The sequence below is a fragment of the Prosthecobacter sp. genome (genome assembly GCF_029946185.1).
In the GTDB taxonomy this organism is placed as follows: Bacteria; Verrucomicrobiota; Verrucomicrobiia; order Verrucomicrobiales; family Verrucomicrobiaceae; genus Prosthecobacter.
On record NZ_JAQSEA010000068.1, the window covers coordinates 59,336 to 62,300 of the forward strand.

General features: G+C 60.3%; 4 protein-coding genes. 2 read left to right on the forward strand and 2 right to left on the reverse strand.

Translation table 11 applies throughout. The annotated features are described in order from the left end of the window. Positions 1-219: 219 nt before the first annotated feature. Positions 220-672 carry an IS200/IS605 family transposase gene (tnpA, locus tag PSV43_RS04795; RefSeq protein ID WP_300194327.1) on the forward strand — a complete coding sequence of 151 codons (453 nt, stop codon included), beginning with the start codon at positions 220-222 and terminating at the stop codon, positions 670-672. 408 nt (positions 673-1,080) lie between these two features. Here tnpA and PSV43_RS04800 read toward each other — a convergent pair whose 3' ends face one another. Both PSV43_RS04800 and PSV43_RS04805 read right to left on the reverse strand, forming a co-directional pair. After that, entirely contained in the window at positions 1,081-1,908 is an 828-nt protein-coding gene (locus PSV43_RS04800) for an ice-binding family protein (RefSeq protein ID WP_300194329.1), read from the reverse strand. A 23-nt stretch (positions 1,909-1,931) separates the two neighbouring features. Continuing rightward, positions 1,932-2,135 carry a hypothetical protein gene (locus PSV43_RS04805; protein WP_300194331.1) on the reverse strand — a complete coding sequence of 68 codons (204 nt, stop codon included), beginning with the start codon at positions 2,133-2,135 and terminating at the stop codon, positions 1,932-1,934. Between the two features lie 87 nt (positions 2,136-2,222). Here PSV43_RS04805 and PSV43_RS04810 point away from each other — a divergent pair. After that, positions 2,223-2,965 (forward strand): pyruvate kinase (locus PSV43_RS04810; protein ID WP_300194334.1); only part of this gene is annotated, 743 nt, incomplete at its 3' end.

A 2,965-nucleotide genomic window follows, 5' to 3' on the forward strand; every position in this document is an offset into this window, starting at 1 on the left:
CAGGTGCGTGGGATGGAAGTTGCGGAGCTGGAGGAAGTCATCGCCGCGAACTACACCGCCCTCTTCGGCACCCACACACGCCTTGCGGCCTGAAGGGCCGCTGGAGTCAGCCCAGGGCGCTGGCGCGAAGCGACAAGCCCTGGGTTGCGCGCCCGCAAACACACCGTTGATTCAGGAAGCGCCCTGAAGGGGCGCGGGAAAACCTTCTCACCGCCCGTCATGCCGCAATCCCTCTCGAAGATTTACGTCCACCTCATCTTCTCCACAAAGAACCGCGAGCGTGTGATCCCCCGCCATCTCTACCCTGAACTACATGCCTACATGGGCGGTGTTTTACGCGACCTCGGCTGCACGGCGGTAGAGATCAATACCGAGCCGGATCACGCCCACCTGTTGTTTGTGCTGTCGCGCACGGAACCCATGAGCACGATCGTGGGGCAGGTTAAAACGGGCTCCACCGGCTGGCTGCAAAACCAGGCACCGGAGTTAAAGAGCTTTTATTGGCAGAACGGCTACGGGGCGTTTTCCGTGAGTCAGTCCAATGTGAAGGAGGTCCAGGAATACATTCGCACGCAGCAGGAGCATCATCGCATGGTGAGTTTCCAGGATGAGTACAGGCGGTTTTTGCAGCGGTACGAAATTCCATTTGATGAGAGGTACGTGTGGGACTGAAGACACATCTCCCGCGCCCCTTCAGGGCGCGACCTTGAACAAATGATATGGGCTGACGCGGACCCAGGGCTTGCCGCTTCGCGACTGCGCCCTAGGCTGACTCCGGCGGCCCTTCAGGCCGCATACCCGCTACCTGCCACAACGCTGCCCCTCTGCCACGTTCCACGCGCCTCAATAACTCTTATTCTGCATTGAGACAGGGCCAACGCGGCACTCTTACCATGCCAATCATGCGCAAAACCCAAAATCCTCTGCACTCTCGGCCCCGCTACGGAGAGTCCTGAAGCCCTCCTTGCCAAGCTCATCGCCAAAGGTGCCGACGTCATTCGTCTGAACATGAGCACGCCCCCATGACTGGGTGCGCACCGTTTAGACCCGCGTGTGCGATGCCGCCGCCGCTTCCAAGGGCTAAATCGCTGTGCTCAGGGACCTCACCGGGCGTGCCTTCCGCCTTCTCTTCGACACAAGAAGAGCCACGCCATAGCCCAGGAGCAAGGCGCTGCCGGGCTCAGGCACGACGGAGATCTGGTTGTTGTCCAAAGTCACCGCGCCATTCAAAGCATACAAGCCGCCATCAATCTGCGCGCCGTCCGTGGCCGTGATGGACTCCAGGGCAAGGATGCTGCCAGCGAAGACGGAGTTCGTCCCCAGCGTGGCCGAGGAGCCGATCTGCCAGAAAATGTGGGAGGCCTGCGCGCCATTGATCAGACTGATCTGGCTGCCGGAGCCGGTGGTGAGGGTCGTGTCGCTCTGAAAGATCCAGACGGAATTGGAGTCGCCGCCGCCGTCAAGGATCAGGCTGCCGTTAAGTTCATAGGCCACGTCAGCGCGGTAAACGCCGGACGTCAGGGTGGCACCGGCCAGGTCGAAGATCCCAACGGAGGGTGCCGGGGCGATCTGTGCCGCCGCCGCATTGTAGGCGGTGAGCAGCGATTCCTTCGCGCTCTGCGTGGTGGAGTCCCCCGCGTGATTGATGCCGCCAAGAATGACGTTTTCGAGTCCGGTAATGGACAGCGTGGGGTAGCTGCCAATGTCTCCCTCAATCGTCGAGGTGCCGCTGGCCGCGACGGTGATGCCTGCGCCCGCCAGCACGCTGAACGGGGCCGCAGCTCCCAGATCCACGGCAATCTGGGCATGAGTCTTCAGGCATGGCAGCAGGCCCGCCGCTCCTGCTATGAGGATGAGTGCGTGATTGCGCACCCTTTGTAGCAATAGTCCTGTGGCGTGGTGGCTCATAGAATAGGCTTATTTATAGTTAATTAATTTTTAAAACCGTTAAAATGTAACAAAATAATGATAAATATGAAAATTATATTTTCATCAGGGTTCAGATTTATATCTGCCAAAGGTTTCCCATATTCGGGGCGGCTGACCTTCCCGTTTGGCATCCGCACATGGGTGCAGAGCAGCCAAGAGGCCCATTGCCAGCCGTCGAGTTGGCCACTTCCCCCGGCAGCGGGCATGGGCGCAGGTGACGTCGCGAGGTGTGCCTTGCATCCGGGCACATCAGGGCGAACGCTGGCCCGTCACCTGCTTTCTCTATGACATCCATGCGAAAAACCAAAATCCTCTGCACTCTCGGCCCCGCTACGGAGAGTCCTGAAGTCCTTGCCAGTCTCATCGCCAAAGGTGCCGACGTCATCCGTCTGAACATGAGCCACGCCTCCCATGACTGGACGCGCACCGTTTATACCCGCGTCCGTGAAGCCGCCGCCGCCTCCAAGCGCGAAATCGCCGTGCTCATGGATCTCACCGGCCCCAGCATCCGCACGGGCGATGTCGAGCAGCCTTGGCAGCTTCAGGTGGGCGATACGGTGGAGTTTCGCTGCAAAGCCGACATTCCTGCGACCACGCCGTACTCCGTCAGCGTGAACTACCCGGAGCTGGGCAGGGACCTCAAAATAGGCGACACCATCATGGTGGACGGCGGTATGATCCAGATCAAGGCCACCGAAATCTGCACCCTCCGCGTCATCGGCACCGTCATGACCAAGGGCGAGATGAAATCCCGCCGCCACATCAATCTCCCCGGCGTGCCCGTGCGCCTGCCACCCCTCACGCAAAAGGATTACGCCGATCTCGATCTCGGCGTGGAGCTGGGCGTCGATTTCTTCGCCCTCAGCTTCGCCCGCGAGCCCGGCCACCTGCAGCACCTGCAGCTCCTGCTTGAGCAAAAGCAGAGCAAGGCGCGCGTCATTGCCAAAATCGAAAACCAGCAGGCCATCGACAACCTCGACGCCCTCGTGGAGGCCTCCGGCGGCATCATGATCGCCCGGGGTGATCTCGGCAGCGA

Excerpts from the sequence above, each read along its gene's own strand:
- tnpA (WP_300194327.1), top strand. The coding sequence starts at position 220 with ATGCCGCAATCCCTCTCGAAGATTTACGTCCACCTCATCTTCTCCACA.
- PSV43_RS04800 (WP_300194329.1), bottom strand. The coding sequence starts at position 1,908 with ATGAGCCACCACGCCACAGGACTATTGCTACAAAGGGTGCGCAATCAC.
- PSV43_RS04805 (WP_300194331.1), bottom strand. The coding sequence starts at position 2,135 with ATGCCCGCTGCCGGGGGAAGTGGCCAACTCGACGGCTGGCAATGGGCC.